This is a genomic window from Citrobacter gillenii, assembly GCF_013337685.1.
GTDB lineage: Bacteria > Pseudomonadota > Gammaproteobacteria > Enterobacterales > Enterobacteriaceae > Citrobacter > Citrobacter gillenii.
On the sequence record NZ_SUQN01000002.1, the window covers coordinates 487,698 to 509,437 of the forward strand.

Annotated in this window: 19 protein-coding genes; 10 read left to right on the top strand and 9 right to left on the bottom strand. The window is 51.8% G+C overall.

The window, feature by feature from the left end; all coding sequences use genetic code 11:
- Positions 1-25: 25 nt before the first annotated feature.
- Entirely contained in the window at positions 26-1,309 is a 1,284-nt protein-coding gene (locus FCH32_RS06070) for a citrate synthase (RefSeq protein ID WP_115259051.1), read from the bottom strand.
- A 188-nt stretch (positions 1,310-1,497) separates the two neighbouring features.
- Entirely contained in the window at positions 1,498-1,620 is a 123-nt protein-coding gene (locus FCH32_RS23420) for a hypothetical protein (RefSeq protein WP_420022523.1), read from the bottom strand.
- Positions 1,621-2,003: 383 nt separating this feature from the next.
- On the opposite strand from FCH32_RS23420, the gene sdhC reads away from it, so the two are divergent.
- The 9 genes from sdhC to FCH32_RS06115 all read left to right on the top strand — a co-directional run bounded on the left by sdhC (position 2,004) and on the right by FCH32_RS06115 (position 12,919).
- Positions 2,004-2,408: a succinate dehydrogenase cytochrome b556 subunit gene (sdhC, locus tag FCH32_RS06075; RefSeq protein ID WP_161959010.1), complete on the top strand. Its 405-nt coding sequence runs from the start codon at positions 2,004-2,006 to the stop codon at positions 2,406-2,408.
- The gene (gene sdhD, locus FCH32_RS06080; RefSeq protein WP_115259050.1) at positions 2,402-2,749 is read left to right on the top strand and encodes a succinate dehydrogenase membrane anchor subunit; all 348 of its coding nucleotides are present in this window, start codon (positions 2,402-2,404) and stop codon (positions 2,747-2,749) included. Before sdhC ends, sdhD begins: the two co-directional genes overlap by 7 nt.
- Positions 2,749-4,515, top strand: a complete 1,767-nt coding sequence (gene sdhA / locus FCH32_RS06085) for a succinate dehydrogenase flavoprotein subunit (protein ID WP_115259049.1) — start codon at positions 2,749-2,751, stop codon at positions 4,513-4,515. The genes sdhD and sdhA overlap by 1 nt, the downstream gene beginning before the upstream one ends.
- Positions 4,516-4,530: 15 nt before the next feature.
- On the top strand, positions 4,531-5,247 hold the full coding sequence (gene sdhB, locus FCH32_RS06090; RefSeq protein ID WP_115259048.1) for a succinate dehydrogenase iron-sulfur subunit SdhB: 717 nt from the start codon (positions 4,531-4,533) through the stop codon (positions 5,245-5,247).
- Between the two features lie 385 nt (positions 5,248-5,632).
- Complete coding sequence (gene sucA, locus FCH32_RS06095; protein ID WP_117342253.1) at positions 5,633-8,434, top strand: 2-oxoglutarate dehydrogenase E1 component; 2,802 nt, start codon at positions 5,633-5,635, stop codon at positions 8,432-8,434.
- A 14-nt stretch (positions 8,435-8,448) separates the two neighbouring features.
- Complete coding sequence (odhB, locus tag FCH32_RS06100) at positions 8,449-9,672, top strand: 2-oxoglutarate dehydrogenase complex dihydrolipoyllysine-residue succinyltransferase (protein ID WP_117342254.1); 1,224 nt, start codon at positions 8,449-8,451, stop codon at positions 9,670-9,672.
- A 91-nt stretch (positions 9,673-9,763) separates the two neighbouring features.
- Complete coding sequence (gene sucC / locus FCH32_RS06105; RefSeq protein ID WP_096757838.1) at positions 9,764-10,930, top strand: ADP-forming succinate--CoA ligase subunit beta; 1,167 nt, start codon at positions 9,764-9,766, stop codon at positions 10,928-10,930.
- Entirely contained in the window at positions 10,930-11,799 is an 870-nt protein-coding gene (gene sucD / locus FCH32_RS06110; protein WP_115259045.1) for a succinate--CoA ligase subunit alpha, read from the top strand. The genes sucC and sucD overlap by 1 nt, the downstream gene beginning before the upstream one ends.
- Before the next feature lie 226 nt (positions 11,800-12,025).
- Positions 12,026-12,919: a PocR ligand-binding domain-containing protein gene (locus FCH32_RS06115; protein WP_174360651.1), complete on the top strand. Its 894-nt coding sequence runs from the start codon at positions 12,026-12,028 to the stop codon at positions 12,917-12,919.
- Here FCH32_RS06115 and cobA read toward each other — a convergent pair.
- On the bottom strand, positions 12,898-13,686 hold the full coding sequence (gene cobA / locus FCH32_RS06120; protein WP_174360652.1) for a uroporphyrinogen-III C-methyltransferase: 789 nt from the start codon (positions 13,684-13,686) through the stop codon (positions 12,898-12,900). The genes FCH32_RS06115 and cobA overlap by 22 nt on opposite strands.
- A gap of 405 nt (positions 13,687-14,091) precedes the next feature.
- Here cobA and FCH32_RS06125 point away from each other — a divergent pair, with 405 nt between their 5' ends.
- Positions 14,092-14,994, top strand: a complete 903-nt coding sequence (locus FCH32_RS06125) for a LysR substrate-binding domain-containing protein (RefSeq protein WP_117342257.1) — start codon at positions 14,092-14,094, stop codon at positions 14,992-14,994.
- A 42-nt stretch (positions 14,995-15,036) separates the two neighbouring features.
- On the opposite strand, the gene cobO is transcribed toward FCH32_RS06125, so the two are convergent.
- The 6 genes from cobO to FCH32_RS06155 form a co-directional block, all read right to left on the bottom strand.
- Positions 15,037-15,639: a cob(I)yrinic acid a,c-diamide adenosyltransferase gene (gene cobO, locus FCH32_RS06130; RefSeq protein ID WP_137362413.1), complete on the bottom strand. Its 603-nt coding sequence runs from the start codon at positions 15,637-15,639 to the stop codon at positions 15,037-15,039.
- A 9-nt stretch (positions 15,640-15,648) separates the two neighbouring features.
- Positions 15,649-17,301: a class I fumarate hydratase gene (locus FCH32_RS06135; RefSeq protein WP_115259040.1), complete on the bottom strand. Its 1,653-nt coding sequence runs from the start codon at positions 17,299-17,301 to the stop codon at positions 15,649-15,651.
- 123 nt (positions 17,302-17,424) lie between these two features.
- The gene (gene glsA / locus FCH32_RS06140; RefSeq protein ID WP_115259039.1) at positions 17,425-18,426 is read right to left on the bottom strand and encodes a glutaminase A; all 1,002 of its coding nucleotides are present in this window, start codon (positions 18,424-18,426) and stop codon (positions 17,425-17,427) included.
- Between the two features lie 154 nt (positions 18,427-18,580).
- A complete protein-coding gene (locus FCH32_RS06145) occupies positions 18,581-19,885 on the bottom strand; it encodes a dicarboxylate/amino acid:cation symporter (protein ID WP_115259038.1) in 1,305 nt (434 codons plus the stop codon).
- 168 nt (positions 19,886-20,053) lie between these two features.
- Positions 20,054-20,371 (bottom strand): DUF4387 domain-containing protein, encoded by a 318-nt coding sequence (locus FCH32_RS06150; RefSeq protein ID WP_115259037.1) that lies wholly within the window; start codon positions 20,369-20,371, stop codon positions 20,054-20,056.
- Positions 20,368-21,738, bottom strand: coding sequence for an acyclic terpene utilization AtuA family protein (locus tag FCH32_RS06155; RefSeq protein WP_096757828.1), 1,371 nt, complete (start codon positions 21,736-21,738; stop codon positions 20,368-20,370). The genes FCH32_RS06150 and FCH32_RS06155 overlap by 4 nt, the downstream gene beginning before the upstream one ends.
- Positions 21,739-21,740 lie beyond the last annotated feature (2 nt).

The window sequence follows — 21,740 nt, forward strand, 5'->3', positions numbered from 1 at the left end:
AGCGATAGCGCCATCCGGCAGAGAATTAGCGCTTAATATCAGCCTTAAAATCACGCTTGTCGTAGCCGGTGTACAGCTGACGAGGACGGGCGATTTTCATGCCGTCGGTGTGCATTTCGTTCCAGTGAGCAATCCAGCCAACGGTACGCGCCATGGCAAAGATTACGGTGAACATGGAAGACGGAATGCCCATCGCTTTCAGAATGATACCGGAGTAGAAGTCGACGTTCGGGTACAGTTTCTTCTCGATGAAGTACGGGTCGTTCAGCGCGATGTGCTCAAGCTCCATCGCCACTTCCAGCAGATCATCTTTAGTGCCCAGTTCTTTCAGCACTTCATGGCAGGTTTCACGCATCACGGTGGCGCGTGGGTCATAGTTTTTGTAAACACGGTGACCAAAGCCCATCAGGCGGAAAGAGTCATTTTTGTCTTTCGCGCGGCGCACAAATTCTGGAATGTGTTTAACCGAGCTAATTTCTTCCAGCATCTTCAGTGCGGCTTCGTTTGCGCCGCCGTGTGCCGGTCCCCACAGGGAAGCAATACCGGCAGCGATACAGGCAAACGGGTTAGCGCCAGAAGAGCCCGCGGTACGTACGGTAGAGGTTGAGGCGTTCTGTTCGTGGTCGGCGTGCAGGATCAGAATACGGTCCATTGCGCGTTCCAGGATCGGATTCACTTCATATTTTTCGCACGGCGTGGAGAACATCATGTTCAGGAAGTTACCGGCGTAAGACAGGTCATTGCGCGGGTAAACAAACGGCTGGCCGATGGAGTATTTGTAGCACATTGCGGCCATGGTCGGCATTTTGGACAGCAGACGGAAGGCGGCAATTTCACGATGGCGCGGATTATTCACGTCCAGAGAATCGTGGTAGAACGCAGCCAGCGCCCCGGTGACACCGCACATCACGGCCATCGGGTGGGAGTCGCGGCGGAAACCGTGGAACAGACGGGTGATCTGCTCGTGGATCATGGTATGGCGAGTGACCGTGGTTTTGAACTCGTCGTACTCTTCCTGCGTCGGTTTTTCACCGTACAGCAGGATATAACACACTTCCAGATAGTTAGATTCGGTAGCCAACTGGTCAATCGGGAAGCCGCGATGCAGCAAAATACCTTCGTCACCGTCGATGAACGTAATTTTGGATTCGCAGGATGCGGTAGAGGTGAAACCTGGGTCAAAAGTAAACATGCCTTTTGAGCCAAGGCTACGAATATCAATAACGTCCTGACCGAGCGTGCCTTTTAGCACATCCAGTTCGATAGCAGTATCACCGTTTAGAGTGAGTTTTGCTTTAGTATCAGCCATTTACGGTCTCCTTAGCGCCTTATTGCTTAAGACTACTCAGGTGAGATCTGTTTCAACTCATCAATTAACCGTTACCACTTTGTTATTCGGCTCGCCGCTCTGCGAAGAGGAGAAAACCAGGGTACAGAGCAATGGGCGCTTGCAGGTAAATCAGTTAACTCATGGTGAATTAGCAACAAATCAACAACTTAGCAATCCGAATTATTAAACCTGTCTACACTAATAACTGTCCTGAATTCATTGGTCAACCTTTCCACACTGTTACATAACTTACTCATCGGTGAAAGAGTGACCCCATAACTTTTACGCATTATATGCTTTTTCTGGTGTCGTTTGTAACAAGTTTGTTTAATGATTGTCAAATCAGATGATTAAAAATTAAAATAATGTTGTTATCGTGACCTATGTCACTGTTCGGGATAAAACCCGACAAACTATATGTAGGTTAATTGTAATGATTTTGTGAACGTCCTATACTGCCGCCAGGTCTCCGGAATACCCTGCAATCCCGAGCCAACCAGCGTTGTAACGTGTCGTTTTAGCAACTGGAAGCAGTGTTTTATATGACGCGTAGTTATAGTAAGGACGCTGTCTGACCCGCACGCAGACCGGAGGAAGGAAATCCCGTCGTCTTTCAGGCAACAGGAGTCTTCATCTTCTGTACCCGAAGTCTAAAGGGAATAATAAGAACAGCATGTGGGCGTTATTCATGATAAGAAATGTGAAAAAACAAAGACCTGTCAATCTGGATCTGCAAACGATTCGGTTCCCAATCACGGCGATAGCGTCCATTCTCCATCGCGTATCTGGAGTGATCACCTTCGTGGCGGTCGGGATACTGTTGTGGTTATTGGGTACCAGCCTTTCCTCCCCTGAAGGTTTCCTCGCGGCGTCTTCCATTATGAATAACTTCTTTGTGGAGTTAATTCTGTGGGGAATTCTGATAGCGCTGGCCTACCACGCCGTCATGGGCATTCGCCATCTGTTGATGGATTTTGGCTACATCGAAGAAACCCTCGAAGCAGGGACGCGTTCTGCCAAAATTTCTTTTGTTATCATTGTCGTGCTTTCACTTCTCGCAGGAGTCCTCGTATGGTAAGCAACGCCTCCGCATTAGGACGCAACGGCGTACATGACTTCATTCTGGTCCGTGCTACCGCTATCGTTCTGACGTTATACATCATCTATATGGTCGGCTTCTTCGCCACCAGTGGCACGCTGACCTGGGAAATCTGGACCGGTTTCTTCTCATCGGCATTCACCAAAGTCTTCACCCTGCTGGCACTGTTTTCTATCTTGATTCATGCCTGGATTGGCATGTGGCAGGTGTTGACCGACTACGTTAAACCACTGGCTGTGCGCCTGATTCTGCAACTGGCGATTGTCGTTGCACTGGTGGTTTACGTCATTTATGGATTCGTTGTGGTGTGGGGTGTGTAATGAAACTGCCAGTCAGAGAATTTGATGCTGTTGTGATTGGTGCCGGTGGCGCAGGTATGCGCGCGGCGCTGCAAATTTCCCAGAGCGGCCAGACCTGTGCGCTGCTCTCCAAAGTGTTCCCAACCCGTTCCCATACCGTTTCCGCGCAGGGTGGCATCACCGTTGCGCTCGGTAATACCCATGAAGATAACTGGGAATGGCACATGTACGACACCGTTAAAGGGTCGGATTACATTGGTGATCAGGACGCGATTGAATATATGTGTAAGACCGGCCCGGAAGCGATTCTGGAACTGGACCATATGGGCCTGCCGTTCTCGCGTCTTGACGATGGCACTATCTATCAACGTCCGTTTGGTGGCCAGTCGAAAAACTTCGGCGGCGAGCAGGCGGCACGTACTGCAGCAGCAGCTGACCGTACCGGTCATGCGCTGTTGCACACGCTGTATCAGCAGAACCTGAAAAACCATACCACCATTTTCTCTGAGTGGTACGCGCTGGATCTGGTGAAAAACGCCGATGGCGCAGTGGTCGGCTGTACCGCCCTGTGTATCGAAACCGGTGAAGTGGTTTACTTCAAAGCCCGCGCCACCGTGCTGGCAACCGGCGGCGCAGGCCGTATTTACCAGTCCACCACCAACGCGCATATCAATACCGGTGACGGCGTTGGCATGGCAATCCGTGCCGGTGTACCGGTGCAGGATATGGAAATGTGGCAGTTCCACCCAACCGGTATCGCCGGGGCAGGGGTTCTGGTCACTGAAGGTTGCCGTGGTGAAGGCGGTTACCTGCTGAACAAACACGGTGAGCGCTTTATGGAGCGTTATGCCCCGAATGCGAAAGACCTGGCGGGTCGTGACGTGGTGGCGCGTTCTATCATGATCGAAATCCGTGAAGGTCGTGGCTGTGACGGTCCATGGGGCCCACACGCCAAGCTGAAACTCGACCATCTGGGTAAAGAGGTTCTTGAGTCCCGTCTGCCGGGCATCCTTGAACTCTCCCGTACCTTTGCTCACGTTGACCCGGTGAAAGAACCTATCCCGGTTATCCCAACCTGCCACTACATGATGGGCGGCGTGCCGACCAAAGTGACCGGCCAGGCGCTGACCGTGAACGAGCAGGGCGAAGACGTGGTGATTCCTGGGCTGTTTGCGGTGGGCGAAATCGCCTGCGTATCGGTTCACGGCGCCAACCGTCTGGGCGGCAACTCGCTGCTGGATCTGGTGGTGTTCGGTCGTGCGGTGGGTCTGCATCTGCAGGAATCTATCGCCGAGCAGGGTGACCTTCGCGATGCAACAGAAGACGAGATTGATGCTTCTCTGGAACGACTGAACCGCTGGAACGGCAACCGTGACGGCGAAGATCCTGTGGTCATCCGTAAAGCGCTGCAGGAATGTATGCAGCATAACTTCTCGGTATTCCGTGAAGGTGACGCGATGGCGAAGGGTCTTGAAGAGCTGAAGGTGATTCGCGAGCGCCTGAAAAATGCCCGTCTGGATGATACCTCCAGCGAGTTCAACACCCAGCGCGTTGAGTGTCTGGAGTTGGATAACCTGATGGAAACTGCTTACGCCACGGCGGTGTCTGCAAACTTCCGTACCGAAAGCCGTGGCGCGCATAGCCGCTTCGACTTCCCGGAACGTGACGATGAAAACTGGCTGTGCCATTCCCTGTACCTGCCAGAATCGGAATCCATGACACGACGTCAGGTCAACATGGAACCGAAACTGCGCCCGGCATTCCCGCCGAAAATTCGTACTTATTAATGCGGAGACAGGACAATGAAACTCGAGTTTTCAGTTTATCGTTATAACCCGGACGTAGACGATGCTCCGCATATGCAGGATTACACCCTGGAAGCGGAAGAAGGTCGCGACATGATGCTGCTGGATGCGTTGATGCAGCTGAAGGAAAAAGACCCGTCACTGTCGTTCCGTCGCTCTTGCCGTGAAGGCGTTTGTGGCTCCGACGGCCTGAACATGAACGGCAAAAATGGTCTGGCCTGTATCACACCTATTTCTGCGCTGAATCAGCCGGGCAAAAAAATTGTCATCCGCCCGTTGCCGGGTTTACCGGTGGTGCGCGATTTGGTGGTAGACATGGGGCAATTCTACGCACAGTATGAGAAGATTAAACCTTACTTGTTGAATAATGGGAAAAATCCACCGGCTCGTGAGCATTTACAAATGCCTGAGCAGCGTGAGAAGCTCGATGGGCTGTATGAATGTATTTTATGTGCATGCTGCTCAACGTCCTGCCCGTCATTCTGGTGGAATCCGGACAAGTTTGTTGGCCCTGCAGGTCTGCTGGCTGCGTATCGCTTCCTGATTGACAGTCGCGATACCGAGACCGACAGTCGCCTGGAAGGTTTAAGTGACGCTTTCAGCGTATTCCGCTGCCATAGCATCATGAACTGCGTCAGTGTATGTCCTAAGGGGCTGAACCCGACGCGCGCTATCGGCCATATTAAGTCGATGCTGCTGAAGCGTAGTGCATAAGTCGTTGTTGCCGGATGGCGACGTAAACGTCTTATCAGGCCTACAGGTACAATCCCGTAGGCCTGATAAGTGAAGCGCCATCAGGCAAATCGTTAATGCAGGAAACCTCTAAAAACTGCCTCTTATCTCTGACAGTTTTTAAAGGTTCCTTCGCGAGCCAAACAAAAAGAGCTCGCAAGTGAACCCCGGCACGCATACGCGTATGCGTGGTAGTATCCACGGCGAAATACTCGTCATAGTTCAGGTTGCATGTCCGTTGGCTGCACTTGCTCACCCCGGTCACTTACTGGCTGTAAGCTCCCAGGGATTCGCAAGCTTGCCGCCTTCCTGAAACGTGAACTATTTAGAGTATTAAATAAGCAGAAAAGATGCTTAAGGGATCACGATGCAGAACAGCGCTTTGAAAGCCTGGTTGGACTCTTCTTACCTCTCTGGTTCGAACCAGAGTTGGATAGAACAGCTCTATGAAGACTTCTTAACCGACCCTGACTCGGTAGATGCTAACTGGCGTTCGACGTTCCAGCAGTTACCTGGTACCGGAGTCAAACCGGATCAACTCCATTCAAAAACGCGTGATTATTTCCGTCGTCAGGCGTTGGCTACCCCACGTTACTCTTCTTCTATTTCCGACCCTGATGCCAATGTGAAGCAGGTTAAAGTCCTGCAGCTCATCAACGCATACCGTTTCCGCGGCCATCAGCATGCGAATCTCGATCCGCTGGGACTGTGGCAGCAAGAAAACGTGGCCGATCTGGATCCGTCTTTCCACGATCTGACCGAAGCCGATCTTCAGGAAAGCTTTAACGTCGGTTCTTTTGCCGGTGGCAAAGATACGATGAAGCTGGGCGAGTTACTGGAAGCACTGAAGCAAACTTACTGCGGCCCGATTGGCGCCGAGTACATGCACATCACCAGCACCGAAGAGAAACGCTGGCTTCAACAGCGTATCGAATCCGGTCGCGCGGCGTTCAGTGGCGAAGAGAAAAAACGTTTCCTCAGTGAACTGACCGCAGCTGAAGGTCTGGAGCGCTACCTGGGGGCCAAGTTCCCGGGTGCTAAACGCTTCTCGCTGGAAGGCGGCGATGCGTTAATTCCGATGCTCAAAGAGATGATTCGCCATGCCGGCAACAGCGGCACGCGTGAAGTGGTTCTGGGCATGGCGCACCGTGGTCGTTTGAACGTGCTGGTGAACGTGCTGGGTAAACGTCCACAAGAACTGTTCGACGAATTTGCGGGCAAACATAAAGAACACCTCGGTACCGGTGACGTGAAGTACCACATGGGCTTCTCATCGGATATCGAAACCGAAGGCGGTCTGGTTCACCTGGCGCTGGCGTTTAACCCGTCGCACCTGGAAATCGTCAGCCCGGTGGTTATCGGTTCCGTTCGTGCGCGTCTGGACAGACTGGATGAGCCGAGCAGCAATAAAGTTCTGCCGATCACCATTCACGGTGACGCAGCGGTAACCGGGCAGGGCGTGGTTCAGGAAACCCTGAACATGTCGAAAGCGCGCGGCTACGAAGTCGGCGGCACCGTTCGTATCGTTATCAACAACCAGGTCGGATTCACCACCTCTAACCCACTGGATGCGCGTTCCACGCCGTATTGCACCGACATTGGTAAGATGGTGATGGCGCCGATTTTCCACGTCAATGCGGATGACCCGGAAGCGGTCGCTTTCGTGACGCGTCTGGCGCTGGATTTCCGTAATACCTTTAAACGCGATGTGTTCATTGATCTGGTGTGCTACCGCCGTCACGGCCATAACGAAGCCGACGAGCCGAGCGCAACCCAGCCGCTGATGTATCAGAAAATCAAAAAACACCCGACGCCGCGCAAAATCTACGCTGACAAACTGGAAACCGATAAAGTTGTTACGCTGGAAGACGCGACCGAAATGGTCAACCTGTATCGTGATGCGTTAGATGCGGGTGAATGCGTGGTGAAAGAGTGGCGTCCAATGAACATGCACTCCTTCACCTGGTCACCGTACCTCAACCACGATTGGGATGAGAACTACCCGAGCAAGGTTGAAATGAAGCGTTTGCAGGAACTGGCAAAACGCATCAGTACCGTACCTGAAGCGGTTGAAATGCAGTCGCGCGTCGCCAAGATTTACGGTGACCGTCAGTCAATGGCTGCCGGCGAGAAGCTGTTCGACTGGGGTGGCGCTGAGAATCTGGCCTACGCCACGCTGGTAGACGAAGGCATTCCGGTTCGTCTGTCGGGTGAAGACTCTGGTCGCGGGACCTTCTTCCACCGCCATGCGGTGATCCACAACCAGGCGAACGGTTCAACCTACACCCCATTGCAGCACGTGCATAACGGTCAGGGCACGTTCCGCGTATGGGACTCCGTTCTGTCTGAAGAAGCGGTGCTGGCATTTGAATACGGCTACGCCACGGCTGAGCCGCGCACGCTGACCATCTGGGAAGCACAGTTTGGCGACTTCGCCAACGGCGCACAGGTGGTTATCGACCAGTTCATCTCCTCTGGCGAGCAGAAATGGGGCCGCATGTGTGGTCTGGTGATGCTGCTGCCGCACGGCTATGAAGGTCAGGGGCCGGAGCACTCCTCCGCGCGTCTGGAACGTTATCTGCAACTCTGCGCCGAGCAGAACATGCAGGTTTGCGTCCCGTCTACCCCGGCTCAGGTGTACCACATGCTGCGTCGTCAGGCGCTGCGCGGTATGCGCCGTCCACTGGTGGTGATGTCACCGAAGTCATTGCTGCGTCATCCGCTGGCAGTGTCCACGCTGGACGAACTGGCTAACGGTGCGTTCCTGCCAGCCATTGGCGAGATTGATGAACTGGATCCGAAAGGCGTGAAGCGCGTTGTAATGTGTTCTGGTAAGGTTTATTACGACCTGCTGGAGCAACGCCGCAAGAATGGTCAGAAAGATGTTGCCATTGTGCGCATCGAACAGCTTTATCCGTTCCCGCATAAAGCGATGCAGGACGTGTTGAAACAGTACGCTCACGTACATGATTTTGTCTGGTGCCAGGAAGAGCCGCTCAACCAGGGCGCATGGTACTGCAGCCAGCATCATTTCCGTGAAGTGATTCCATTTGGGTCTGCTCTGCGTTACGCAGGTCGCCCGGCCTCTGCCTCACCGGCAGTAGGGTATATGTCCGTTCACCAGAAGCAGCAACAAGATCTGGTAAATGACGCGCTGAACGTCGATTAAATAAAGGATAAATAATGAGTAGCGTAGATATTCTTGTTCCCGACCTGCCTGAATCTGTGGCTGACGCAACCGTAGCGACCTGGCATAAAAAACCGGGCGATAGCGTTAAGCGCGATGAAGTGCTGGTAGAAATCGAAACTGACAAAGTGGTACTGGAAGTACCGGCATCAGCGGACGGTATTCTTGATGCGGTTCTGGAAGATGAAGGGACAACCGTCACGTCTCGCCAGATCCTCGGTCGCCTGCGTGAAGGTAACAGCGCCGGGAAAGAGACCAGCGCCAAGTCTGAAGAAAAAGATTCTACTCCGGCGCAGCGCCAGCAGGCCTCGCTCTCCGAGCAGAATAACGATGCCCTGAGCCCGGCGATTCGTCGCCTGCTGGGTGAGCATAACCTCGAAGCCAGCGCCATTAATGGTACCGGTGTCGGCGGCCGCATCACTCGTGAAGATGTTGAAAAACATCTGGCTAAAGCTCCGGCAGCGAAAGCGGAAGCCAAAGCACCGGCAGCCGCACCTGCCGCTCAACCTGCACTGGGTGCGCGTGGTGAGAAACGTGTTCCGATGACCCGTCTGCGTAAACGCGTGGCCGAGCGTCTGCTGGAAGCGAAAAACTCCACCGCGATGCTGACGACCTTCAACGAAGTCAACATGAAGCCAATCATGGATCTGCGTAAGCAGTACGGTGATGCGTTTGAAAAACGTCACGGTATCCGTCTGGGCTTTATGTCGTTCTACGTGAAAGCCGTGGTTGAAGCGCTGAAACGCTTCCCTGAAGTCAACGCCTCTATCGATGGCGATGACGTGGTGTATCACAACTACTTTGATGTCAGCATGGCGGTCTCTACGCCGCGCGGCCTGGTGACTCCGGTTCTGCGCAATGTTGACCTGCTGGGTATGGCTGACATCGAGAAAAATATCAAAGAACTGGCAGTGAAAGGTCGCGACGGCAAGTTGACGGTCGAGGATCTGACGGGCGGGAACTTCACTATCACTAACGGTGGTGTGTTCGGTTCCTTGATGTCTACGCCGATCATCAACCCGCCGCAGAGCGCCATCCTGGGTATGCATGCCATCAAAGACAGGCCGATGGCGGTAGACGGCAAGGTTGAAATCCTGCCGATGATGTATCTGGCGCTGTCTTATGACCACCGTCTGATCGATGGTCGTGAGTCAGTGGGCTTCCTGGTGACCATTAAAGAGTTGCTGGAAGATCCAACGCGTCTGCTGTTAGACGTGTAACTATAAAGAGTATCACCTGCCCCGTAGGTCTGCGGCCTTATCAGGCCTACGGGTTATAAGATAACGATTACCTGAAGGATGGACAGAACACATGAACTTACATGAATATCAGGCAAAACAACTTTTTGCCCGCTATGGCTTACCGGCACCGGTGGGTTATGCCTGTACTACTCCGCGTGAAGCCGAAGAAGCTGCCTCTAAAATCGGCGCAGGTCCATGGGTAGTAAAATGTCAGGTTCACGCTGGTGGCCGCGGTAAAGCGGGCGGTGTGAAGGTCGTTAACAGCAAAGAAGACATTCGCGCTTTTGCTGAACACTGGCTGGGTAAACGTCTGGTCACTTACCAGACGGACGCCAATGGCCAACCGGTAAATCAGATTCTGGTTGAAGCTGCGACCGATATTGGTAAAGAACTTTACCTCGGCGCAGTGGTTGACCGTAGCTCCCGTCGCGTGGTCTTTATGGCCTCTACCGAAGGCGGCGTGGAAATCGAAAAAGTCGCGGAAGAAACCCCGCACCTGATCCACAAAGTCGCACTGGATCCGCTGGCGGGCCCAATGCCGTATCAGGGACGTGAGCTGGCATTCAAACTGGGTCTGGAAGGTAAACAGGTTCAGCAGTTCACCAAAATCTTTATGGGTCTGGCGACCATCTTCCTTGAGCGTGACCTGGCGCTGATCGAAATCAACCCGTTGGTTGTCACCAAGCAAGGCGACCTGATTTGCCTCGACGGCAAACTGGGTGCTGACGGCAACGCACTGTTCCGCCAGGCTGACCTGCGCGAAATGCGCGACCAGTCTCAGGAAGATCCGCGTGAAGCGCAGGCAGCACAGTGGGAGCTGAACTACGTTGCGCTGGATGGCAACATCGGTTGCATGGTTAACGGCGCGGGCCTGGCGATGGGCACCATGGACATCGTTAAGCTGCACGGCGGCGAACCGGCTAACTTCCTCGACGTTGGCGGCGGCGCGACCAAAGAGCGCGTGACCGAAGCGTTCAAAATCATCCTTTCTGACGACAATGTTAAAGCCGTTCTGGTTAACATCTTCGGCGGTATCGTACGTTGCGACCTGATCGCTGACGGTATCATCGGCGCGGTAGCGGAAGTGGGCGTTAACGTACCTGTTGTTGTCCGTCTGGAAGGCAACAATGCCGAACTCGGCGCGAAAAAATTGGCTGACAGCGGCCTGAATATTATTGCAGCGAAAAGTCTGACGGATGCAGCTCAGCAGGTTGTTGCCGCAGTGGAGGGGAAATAATGTCCGTTTTAATTAATAAAGATACCAAGGTAATCTGCCAGGGCTTCACCGGCAGCCAGGGGACATTCCACTCAGAACAAGCGATTGCTTACGGTACACAAATGGTCGGCGGCGTTACGCCGGGCAAAGGCGGCACCACCCATCTGGGTCTGCCGGTGTTCAACACCGTACGTGAAGCGGTAGAAGCGACCGGCGCGACTGCGTCAGTTATCTACGTACCGGCACCGTTCTGCAAAGACTCCATTCTGGAAGCTGTCAACGCGGGCATCAAACTGATCATCACCATCACCGAAGGTATTCCGACGCTGGATATGCTGACCGTGAAAGTAGCGCTGGATGAAGCAGGCGTGCGTATGATTGGCCCGAACTGCCCAGGCGTTATCACCCCGGGCGAATGCAAAATCGGTATCATGCCGGGTCACATTCACAAACCGGGCAAAGTGGGCATCGTTTCCCGTTCCGGTACGCTGACCTATGAAGCGGTTAAGCAGACCACTGACTACGGTTTCGGCCAGTCCACCTGTGTGGGCATCGGTGGGGATCCAATCCCTGGTTCTAACTTTATCGACATTCTGAAGCTGTTCCAGGAAGATCCGCAAACCGAAGCGATTGTCATGATCGGTGAGATCGGCGGCAGCGCGGAAGAGGAAGCCGCAGCCTACATTAAAGATCATGTGACCAAACCGGTTGTCGGCTACATCGCTGGCGTGACCGCGCCGAAAGGCAAACGTATGGGCCATGCGGGCGCGATTATCTCTGGTGGTAAAGGGACGGCGGATGAGAAGTTCGCTGCACTGGAAGCCGCTGGTGTGAAAACCGTACGCAGCCTGGCCGATATCGGCGAAGCGCTGAAGACCGTGATTAAGTAATAAGTAAAAAAACAGCCCTGACTATCAATATGGTCAAGGGCTGTTCCCGTTTCGACATGGTTGGCCATCTGATGATGGCCTTTTTTATTTTCTGCAATCCACTATCTTGAAATTTGATCACAATCATCTTCACAAATGAGATTATTTTTTGCGGTCAGCATCATTCTTTCTTTAGACTAAATTCTGCATATTACCGGCTTTAATATCAACATTGCCGGAGGATGGCGTGCCGCTGAAAATTAAGGATGACGACTTACAGTGTTTTTTCTCCATCGCCGATGTTTTTGCCAGAGCGACAGGATTAGCGACGGTAGTGATTGATGTTACAGGCAAGGTGATATCGGATTGCCATAATTTTAACGCATTCTGTACACTCATGCGTACCAATGAACAGTACCGAGCGAGTTGTCAAAAGTGTGATAAGTATTGCGCTTTTGAAGGGTTAAAACAGCTAAAACCAAGAATACTCTGCTGTTATGCAGGATTAAGCCTCTTCTCAATGCCACTCATTAATGAAGGGAATCTTTGCGGTTTTATTATCTGTGGCCAAGTACGAGCCAAATATCAGGAATATAAAACGATAGTTATAGATGAGCAATCACAATGGATGAACGACCCTGAAATAAAGGCTGCATGGGATCGCGTGATTGTTGTGGATAATAATATATTGACCGCGTCGGCAAACTTACTGAACTTTATTGTTAATAATTATGAACGAAAGAATACGGTAGATGAAATGGTTAATAACCCTAAAGTAAGCGCCCCGCAGATTTATTTTACTGAGCTTTCCCGGCATGAAAAGAAACTCATGGAAGCGCTACGTTATATTGATGAGAATTTATATAGTGAGCTATCTCTTGAATCCGTGGCAGCGCATGTATGTTTGAGTGCTAACTATTTTAGCCGCTTCTTTAAGAAACGTCAGGGAGTGAATTTTAAAACATGGGTGAATCAGAAGAAAATGCAAAAAGCGGGCGAATTATTGCATGATCCTGTGCATTCAATAGACAGCATTGCCCGGAAACTTCAGTACGCGCAAACTAGTTACTTTTGCCGTGTTTTCCGGGCGGCGCATCAAACGTCACCCCAGTCTTTTCGTCACGCGAGACTTTCGCAGTAGAGGCTTTCCGGTAGCGTGAGGGCTTCAGGAATAAAAGACAGTCTGTCGCTTAGGGTTACAACCTCACCGATAACGATCAGCGCGGGTGGCACGATGTTCGCTTCCTGCGCTTTGTTCAGTAATGACCCCAATGTACAAGTCAGTCGGCGCTGATTCTCCCGCGTAGCGGACATGATAATAGCGGCGGGGGTGTCGGCAGATTTTCCCCCCATGAGCAACTCTTCACAAATAAACGCCAGATTGGCGATCCCCATCACGATAACCAGCGTACCGTTGAGTTTGGCCAGCTGACGCCAGTCCTGCTGCTGATTTCCTTCACGCGTATGACCGGTGACCACGTGAAATCCTGAAGCATAATCGCGATGCGTGACTGGAATACCGGCGCAGGTCAGGCCGCCAATAGTGGAACTGATGCCGGGTACGACTTCAAAAGGTATGCCGATTTCCACGAGATCCTCAACTTCTTCAGCCCCCCGGCCAAACACGTAAGGATCGCCGCCTTTTAAGCGCACGATATGGTGATGGGTTTCAGCATACTGGACCAGCAGCGCGTTGATTTCATCCTGTGGCACACAATGAAAGCCCGGATTTTTGCCGACATTGATGAGCTTGCAATCAGGTACCGCCCATTCCAAAATTTTAGGATTGACCAGCCTGTCGTAAATAATGACATCGGCTTGCTTAATGCACATCATTGCTTTGAGGGTGAGTAACGATATATCACCGGGACCGGCGCCAACGAGCCAGACCTTTCCGAAAGTTTTCACATTGTGTCCTTTATCACGTCTAACATTAGAATGGCAGAAACTACATCAAGGAATGATTAAAAGCAGTCGTTTGCCGGGTGGTTATAACACTAAATTATCCTAAAATATCGCAGCAATAATATTGATTAAACTCGCATAGTTTTTTCTGCAATAAACAAGATCATTTGAAAAATTATTAAGAACTTATAAGCACTATTTGCCCATATTTAACCTTATTTAAATTGTGTTTACTGCCCGGCTTGCGTATTATTGGTTAATATTTATCCGCCTCAGTGTGAGTAAATCATGGATTGGATCAATGACATCAATGGACAAAATAAAATATAACTTTCGATGCTTGTCTGGGTGTAATGAAATTTATTTTATAAATTAAACTTATTTTGTACGCTGCATATGGAAGAGGTTATGAGAGGAAAAATACCGAAGACGGAGTTGCTGGTAACTTTTGAAGTGGTTGCGCGTCACGAAAGTTATACCCGGGCAGCAGAAGAGCTTGCGTTGACACAAAGTGCTGTTTTTCGCCAGGTGAATGCGCTGGAGGACTTTCTAAATACAGCGCTATTTAATCATGCCAAAAAGCGAATTTTCTTAAATGCGGCAGGGAAGCATTATTTAACTATCGTCAAGGAAACGCTTAACAAACTGGAACGTGACACCACCACCATAATGACCTGGCAACCGACCGTGCAGGTTATTGAGTTGGCGGTTAATCCTACGTTTAGTACGCACTGGCTGATTCCTAACTTACGTGAGTTCAATAAACTTAACCCTGATATTATCGTTAATATTCACTCTTTGGCGAATATCGGCGATTTTCTCAATCGTGAATACGACGCGGCAATCATGCGGGAAGATTTTTACTCGCCATGGTCTGGGGTGGAGTACCTTTTCGAAGAGGAAATTTTACCCGTATGCAGCAGATGCCTGCTGAACGAAGCCGATCGCAAGCTGGCGGTAACCGATCTGCTGAATGAGTTTCCTCTGTTGCACCAAAGTACGCGTATCAAAGGCTGGCAGGAATGGTTTGCGTTGTCTGATGTCAGCAGTCCGTTAGTCAATAAAGGTCCGCGCTTTGATTTGCTCTCGATGCTGATCGCGGCAGTACGCTCGAATTTGGGCGTCGCGTTGTTACCCCGATTTGCTATTCAGCACGATCTGGACTGCGGTGATATGGTGATTCCCTGCGATGTCCCGATGCGTACCGGTAACCGGTTCATTATGACGTGGCGTGAAGAGAAGGCGGAATCTCCGCATTTACAGACATTCCGTAACTGGTTACTCGGTAAATCTGTGGTGTCAGTGACGTGATGACAACGCCGGCCTACAATGTTGTAGGCCAGCGTGTTTTTCCTACCAGTCAATCCCAACTTGTGCCTGAATACCGCTATCAAACGCGTGCTTGACCGGACGCATCTCACTGACCGTATCGGCAAGTTCCAGTAAAAGCGTGTGGCATCCGCGGCCCGTGACAATTACGCTCTGTTCGGCTGGACGATTCTCGATGGCAGCGATCACTTCCTGAGTATCCAGATAGTGATACGCCAACATATACGTCAGTTCATCCAGTACGACCAGATCGTAGTGCGCATCGGCGAGCATGCGCTTACTTTCCTGCCAGACCACCGTTGCTGCCGCAATGTCCGCTTCCTTGTTCTGGGTTTCCCAGGTGAAGCCGGTGCCCATAATATGGAATTCAACGCCGAGCGGTTGTAACGTGTTGTATTCGCCATTATCCCACTGGCCTTTAATAAACTGCGCGACGCCAACGGTTTTTCCATGGCCGACCGCGCGCGTCGCGGTACCAAAGGCGGCAGTGGATTTTCCTTTACCGTTGCCGGTGAAGACAATCAAAATCCCTTTCTTTTCCGTTGCCGCCGCCACGCGGGTATCAACCTGATCTTTCAGTTTCTGCTGACGCTGGCGGTGCCTGTCGTCATTGGCTCGCACTTCCATTGTTGCTCCTTAATGTCCTGCAGGGCAGGTTGTGCAGCGATGCTGCTGCTCAAACTGACTAAAGAAGTTGTTGCCTTTGTCATCCACTAATACAAAGGCGGGCATATTTTTCACTTCCATCATCCACACCGCTTCCATACCCAGTTCAGGATATTCAAGACAATGCAGGCTCTTCACATACTGCTGGGCCAGCAGGGCCGCTGCGCCGCCGATGCTGCCAAGGTTAAATCCACCATGCTTCTGACAAGCATCGGTCACCTGCTTGCTGCGATTGCCTTTTGACAACATGATCAAACTGCCGCCTGCTGCCTGGAAAGCATCGACATAACCGTCCATGCGCCCGCCGGTAGTGGGGCCCATTGAACCGCAGGCCAGATTGTTAGGCGTTTTGGCGGGACCGGCGTAATACACAATGTGATTTTTCATGTATTCCGGCATCGGTTCGCCGTTATCCAGACGTTCTTTGATCTTGGCATGGGCGATATCGCGGGCAACGACAATTGGGCCGCTGAGTGACAGTCGGGTGCCAATCGGCAGTGCGGACAGATCCTGCATGATCTCGCGCAGCGGACGATCCAGATTCAGTTGTACGGTCTGACCGCTGTTTTCTACGCGCTGAGAATCGGGAATAAATTTTCCCGGATTATGTTCAAGTTTCTCCAGCCAAATACCGTGCTTATTAATTTTGGCTTTAATATTGCGGTCTGCAGAGCAGGAGAGGGCCATGGCGATAGGGCAGGAGCCACCGTGGCGTGGCAGGCGAATGACGCGAATGTCGTGCGCGAAGTATTTACCGCCAAACTGTGCGCCAATACCAAACTCGCGGCTGGCATTGAGCAACGCCGTCTCCAGTGCGGTATCGCGGAACGCCTGACCCAGTTCGTTGCCGCTGGTTGGCAGGTTATCGTAATATTTTGTTGAAGCCAGCTTCGCCACTTTCAGCGATTGATCGGCAGAGAGCCCGCCCACGACGAACGCAATGTGATACGGCGGACAGGCAGCGGTGCCCAGTGATTTCATTTTCTCGATCAGGAAGGCGGTGAGTTTTTCTGGCTGCAGAATGGACTTGGTTTCTTGATACAGCGCCGCTTTGTTGGCCGAGCCGCCGCCTTTATTGACGAACAGGAAGCGGTATTCGTTACCCGGAGTTGCACTGATGTCGATTTGCGCAGGCAGGTTCGTTTGGGTGTTGACCTCGGTGTACATATCCAACGGGGCATTTTGCGAATAGCGCAGGTTATTTTCCGTGAAGGTGGTATACACGCCTTTGCTTAATGCTTCCGCGTCATCGCCGCCGGTCCAGACCTGCTGTCCTTTGCTGGCAACAATCGTTGCGGTGCCGGTATCCTGGCAGTTGGGCAGTACGCCTTTGGCGGAAACTTCCGCATTGCGCAGCAGTTGGAGTGCGACATATTTATCGTTACTGCTGGCCTGCGGGTCGTGCAAAATGCTGGCTACCTGCTTCAAATGTCCGGCGCGCAGGAAAAAGGACGCTTCATAAAATGCCTGCTGTGCCAACAAGGTTAACGCCTCAGGCGCCACCTTGATCACTTCCTCTCCGTCTAACTCAGTTACCGTAACGTATTGGTTAGTGAGTAATTCATATTCTGTATTATCTTTACTCTGAACAAAGAGTTCCTGCCAGACAAATGGTTTAGACATTTTTACTTCTCACCTTTAGGTTTTTAGGTAACGTCGGTTCCGGCCAACAAAAAAGCAAACTTTGCTGGCCGGAGAAGTTTTAGCGAGGAGGCCGGATACGCGTTAGCGCTATCCGGCACGGGCTTATTTCGCTAAAAAGACGTTGGCTTTTGTCGCTTCGGCGACATATTCGATAGTTTTCTGGGCACGAACGCTGTTACCGGCTTCATCCAGCGGCGGAGAATAAACAGCTATCGCATATTCACCCGGGACAACAGCAACCATTCCGCCGCCAACGCCGCTTTTCGCCGGCAGGCCGACGGTATACAGCCACTTGCCACTGCCGTCGTACAACCCGGCAATCGCCATTTCAGCCAATACTTGCGGCACATATTTTTCGTTCAACAGCTGCTTGCCGTTAAACGGAGACTTTCCTTTGTTGGCGAGGACAGCACCCATTTTGGCCAGTTGCTCAACGGTGATATCGACTGAGCATTGACGGGTATAAATTTCAACGGCTTCGTCGGTGTCGCCATAGAAGCTGTTGTAGGATTCCATCAGCTTCGCCAGCGCCTGGTTGTGCTGGTTGGTATCCATTTCAGATTTGAACACCGGTTCGTTCACGGTCAGTTTGGCATCTGCCCAGACGTTCAGGTTATCGAGGATTTTGTTCCAGCGATCGGTTTTGTCTTTGGCTTCAATCAGGCTAACGGTGCTCATTGCGCCGGCATTAACCAGCGGGTTTTCCGGTGCGCCTTTGGTCAGTTCAACGGCTAAGCCTGAGTTGAATGGCATGCCGGTGGCATTGGCGCCGAGTTTATCCAGAACCACCTGTGGGCCATGCTGCTCCATAGCCAATGCCATGGTGAAGACTTTGCTCAGGGATTCCATCGGGAAGGGTTTGTTGACATCGCCAACCTGGTAGATTTTGCCGTCAACGGTGGCAATGGTGATGGCAAAATTTTTCGGGCTATAGGTCGCCAGAGCAGGGATATAGTCGGCGACTTTTCCGTCATTGTTACTTTTAAATTTCTGGTGTGCCTGTTCGATCAGTTTGGCGTAATCCGGCGTGGTTTGCGCGAACGTGGTTGCGCTAAACAAGACGCTGAAAGAAAAGAGACTTACGCCGAGAAGTGTTTTATTCATTGTGTTTTCCTGGTGGTGTTGTGAAAAAAGATCCGTAGACCGGAAAAACCTTATCGACCTGGTAAGACGCTTCGCGTCGCCATCAGGTGTGGCTCTCTTGTCGGATAGCGGCGTAAACGCCTTACCCGGTCTACAGATCGCAGTTATCAAATGATTAAGACAAAGCAACTTCCGTTTCAGTAACCGGACGATCCTGTTCCGGGGTTTTCACTGGTGCAGTTCCGCGACAACCCTGGCCGAAGTGTTCACCTTCCCAACGACCCACGATGGCAGCACCCATGGCATTACTCATTACGTTAGTGGCAGAACGACCCATATCGAGGAACGGATCGACGCCCATCAGCAGGATCAGGCCGGCTTCCGGAATGTTGAATTGGTTCAGCGTAGCGGCGATAACTACCATTGACGCACGCGGTACACCCGCCATCCCTTTAGAGGTCAGCATCAGGATCAACAGCATGGTGATTTGCTCACCCATGCTCAGTTCGATATTGCACGCCTGGGCAATAAAGACGGTGGCAAAGGAGCAGTAGGCCATGGAGCCGACCAGGTTAAACGAGTAACCGATAGGCAGTACGAAGCTGGCAATTTTGGAAGAGACGCCAAACTTCTCCAGTTTATCCAGCGTGCCTGGGAAGGCCGCTTCAGAACTGGAGGTGGTAAAGGCCAGCAGAGCCGGTTCGAGAATGGATTTGGTCAGACGGCTGATGCAAGGACCAATCAGCAGCGTTGACAGACCAATCAGGATGGCCCACAGCATACCCAGCGTCAGGTAGAACTCACCCATGAAGATCCCGGCGCTCACCATCACACCCAGACCACGTTCGGCAATCAGACCGGAAATCGCAGCAAAAACGGTCAGCGGTGCGAACAGCATGACGTAGCCAGTCAGCTTCAGCATCACGTGTACCAGCGAGTCCAGTACCTTCACGATAGGATCGGCTTTTTCGCCAATGGCGGCCAGGCTGCAACCGAGGAAAATTGAGAACACCACGATCTGCAGGATTTCGTTACGTGCCATCGCGTCAACGATACTGGTCGGTACCGCGTGCGAGATAAATACTTTCAGCGTGAACGGCTCTGACTTAACGGCTGCGACAGCACCGACGTCATGCGGAACAAAGTTGATGCCCGCACCTGGCTGGAAGATGTTAACGATAACCAGACCCAGCGCAATTGACACCAGAGAGGCGCAAATAAACAGGAAAAAGGTTTTAGAAAATATACGTCCCAGCGTTTTGGCATCGCCCATTTTGGCAATACCAACAACCAGTGTGGAGATAACCAATGGCGCGATAATCATTTTCACCATACGTAAGAATATAGTGGTGAAAATAGAAATATCCGCTGCATAAGATTTTGCTGTTTCAGCCGCGGCCATATTATTTATGGCCACCCCGGCAATCATGCCGAGTATCAGGCCTAATATGATCATCTTCGTTAAACTAATTTTCTTCATGTGTACTCCATCGGATAAAGGCTGGTAATGAAAATTGTGTAGGGTGGCGGGCACCTGAGCTGGAACAGTAGCTCAGGCGCACGCCTGTTGTGACCAACCGCATGAATACTTCGAAGCACTGTGATACTGCTGAATTCTGTGCTCCAATGGTTGTTATTTTGTTTTTTATTACAAATCGAACTCAATACTTAATAATGGAGCATGTTGCTGCGCGCCATAAACATCATTGTCACCGACGTTGCCGGAAATAATATCGCGAGGCATGACGATCTTTACCGCATTTGCCGGGTCAAACCAGACAATGTTATGAATAAAGTCAGGCTCGACATTATATAATCCAGCAATCAGTTGCGGTGTTAATTGCTCGGACGCTTTTACTCGTTGATAGTCTTCCTTGGTTTTAAATAAAATATCTAAAACCAGTTCGTACGGTCCGGCATTTTTGGAACGGATGACCTGCGCCAGTGAACAAATTGAGTGTTTCATGCCTGAACTCCTTCTGGCGTGACCTGTTCAATGTGGAAATCAAAACGCAGTGCATCGCTTGCTTCAATCAGGTGATAGATTGAGAACTCATACACCGGACCACTCTGAATATCAGATGGCGAGAACGGGAAAGCGAGGTTGCCCGCAGTCGCAATGCGATTTTCATAGCCGTAGTGCAGCAGGGTAGAGCGCACCAGCGAGCAGACGCTGTTGGCGATATCCTGCGTTGGTGCGACCACGTCCAGTAAAATCCCCAGTTCGTGACCGGCGGTTTTAATCGGCTCATGATTGCCCATCACACCGTTCTTCCCGTACAGGTGGAACGTCATGCGGATACTGTCATCATTCAGTGAAAGGTTACGTGCTACGCTTGCCTGTACCTCTTCAAGAATGGTGTCAATTCCGGCAATCATAATCGGGTCGCGTGTCCCGGCGATGGTCAGGCAGCGGAAGCCAACCTGACGTGCACCTTCCAGTTTCAGCGCATACGGCGTCTCTTCATGACGTGAGCCGCTGACATACACTTCGCCGTCGTTTACCTGCGTGAAGGTACACGCCTTCAGGTTCAGCACGCCGCCCGGTCCCGGCAGGAAGTACGGATCGGACTTCTCATACAGAGTGTGCGCTGCGGCGGAAGTTTCAGTGAACTTACGCTTTGGATTGAACGCTTTCAGCGTAAAGCCGTTGTCGTCAATGATCCCCATCGCACAATCTGAGCCGGAGCCCGGGGTGGCGGCAATAGCAGCACACTCAAGGATCTTACCGCAGTGAAGCGCCAGACCTTCATCAAAGCCCTGCATAATCGGCAGTGCGGCGAAGCAGGCCGGATCGTAGGCTCGTCCGCCCAGTACCACCTGCGCACCGGCTTCCAGCGCACGCTGGAAAGGCTCAACGCCCATCTGTGCGACGATGTAGGTGCTCTCTTCAATCGCCTCGTGAGTCAGTTCAGGGACAAAATCCAGGGCGGTGATTTTGCCGTTATCCAGCGCCTGATGAACGACCTCTTTGTCAACATCAGACGGGATCAGCGCCATAGAGAAGGACAGTTTTTCTTCCTGCGCAATCTCATGGATAATCTGGCGACACCACTCCAGATGCGGAGCAGCACCTGAACCACCGGCTGTGCCGATGACCACCGGGATGTTGTTCTTAACGCCTGCTACGATCATATAGCGCAGATCGCGTTTTACGCCGGCCCTGTCGGTAAACGGTTTACCTGCCCCGAGGTAGTGGGGGCCAGGATCGGAGGAACCCGCGTCAACAGCAATAAGATCCGGTGACTCTTCCATGGCTTTACGAAAACTTTCTTCCGGGAAGCCATAACCCAGGATAGCCGTAGGCGATAAGATCTTAAATGTGCGTGCCATCT

What these genes read in the sequence shown, in the direction of transcription:
- FCH32_RS06070 (WP_115259051.1), bottom strand. Translation starts at nt 1,309, where the DNA reads ATGGCTGATACTAAAGCAAAACTCACTCTAAACGGTGATACTGCTATC.
- FCH32_RS23420 (WP_420022523.1), bottom strand. Translation starts at nt 1,620, where the DNA reads ATGCGTAAAAGTTATGGGGTCACTCTTTCACCGATGAGTAAGTTATGT.
- sdhC (WP_161959010.1), top strand. Translation starts at nt 2,004, where the DNA reads ATGTGGGCGTTATTCATGATAAGAAATGTGAAAAAACAAAGACCTGTC.
- sdhD (WP_115259050.1), top strand. Translation starts at nt 2,402, where the DNA reads ATGGTAAGCAACGCCTCCGCATTAGGACGCAACGGCGTACATGACTTC.
- sdhA (WP_115259049.1), top strand. Translation starts at nt 2,749, where the DNA reads ATGAAACTGCCAGTCAGAGAATTTGATGCTGTTGTGATTGGTGCCGGT.
- sdhB (WP_115259048.1), top strand. Translation starts at nt 4,531, where the DNA reads ATGAAACTCGAGTTTTCAGTTTATCGTTATAACCCGGACGTAGACGAT.
- sucA (WP_117342253.1), top strand. Translation starts at nt 5,633, where the DNA reads ATGCAGAACAGCGCTTTGAAAGCCTGGTTGGACTCTTCTTACCTCTCT.
- odhB (WP_117342254.1), top strand. Translation starts at nt 8,449, where the DNA reads ATGAGTAGCGTAGATATTCTTGTTCCCGACCTGCCTGAATCTGTGGCT.
- sucC (WP_096757838.1), top strand. Translation starts at nt 9,764, where the DNA reads ATGAACTTACATGAATATCAGGCAAAACAACTTTTTGCCCGCTATGGC.
- sucD (WP_115259045.1), top strand. Translation starts at nt 10,930, where the DNA reads ATGTCCGTTTTAATTAATAAAGATACCAAGGTAATCTGCCAGGGCTTC.
- FCH32_RS06125 (WP_117342257.1), top strand. Translation starts at nt 14,092, where the DNA reads ATGAGAGGAAAAATACCGAAGACGGAGTTGCTGGTAACTTTTGAAGTG.
- cobO (WP_137362413.1), bottom strand. Translation starts at nt 15,639, where the DNA reads ATGGAAGTGCGAGCCAATGACGACAGGCACCGCCAGCGTCAGCAGAAA.
- FCH32_RS06135 (WP_115259040.1), bottom strand. Translation starts at nt 17,301, where the DNA reads ATGTCTAAACCATTTGTCTGGCAGGAACTCTTTGTTCAGAGTAAAGAT.
- glsA (WP_115259039.1), bottom strand. Translation starts at nt 18,426, where the DNA reads ATGAATAAAACACTTCTCGGCGTAAGTCTCTTTTCTTTCAGCGTCTTG.
- FCH32_RS06145 (WP_115259038.1), bottom strand. Translation starts at nt 19,885, where the DNA reads ATGAAGAAAATTAGTTTAACGAAGATGATCATATTAGGCCTGATACTC.
- FCH32_RS06150 (WP_115259037.1), bottom strand. Translation starts at nt 20,371, where the DNA reads ATGAAACACTCAATTTGTTCACTGGCGCAGGTCATCCGTTCCAAAAAT.
- FCH32_RS06155 (WP_096757828.1), bottom strand. Translation starts at nt 21,738, where the DNA reads ATGGCACGCACATTTAAGATCTTATCGCCTACGGCTATCCTGGGTTAT.